The sequence below is a fragment of the Treponema sp. UBA785 genome, assembly GCF_002297065.1.
Taxonomy (GTDB): Bacteria; Spirochaetota; Spirochaetia; order Treponematales; family Treponemataceae; genus Treponema_D.
The window spans coordinates 8085-8302 of the sequence record NZ_DBJD01000031.1; the positions used below are offsets into that span (position 1 = coordinate 8085).

Here is a 218-nt window from a genome sequence, read left to right on the forward strand (position 1 = left end):
TCCTTGTTCACGTCTTTTTCCGCGCGGGCCGCAACAATTCCTTCAACAGCGATACAATATTCTGACTTTAATGAAGCGGCGATTTTTTTTACCTCGTCCGAAGCATTGTCGCCGACCATCACCTGTGTGATTCCATAGCGGTCGCGAAGACGGATAAAAACAAGTCCGCCCAAGTCGCGCGTGCGGCTGACCCAGCCGTTCAATACAACTTTCTTGCC

The 218-nt window shown here is 50.9% G+C and carries 1 protein-coding gene; it reads right to left on the reverse strand.

The features are described 5' to 3' along the window. Positions 1–218 (reverse strand): OB-fold nucleic acid binding domain-containing protein (locus B2X33_RS02455; protein WP_296667377.1); only part of this gene is annotated, 218 nt, incomplete at both ends.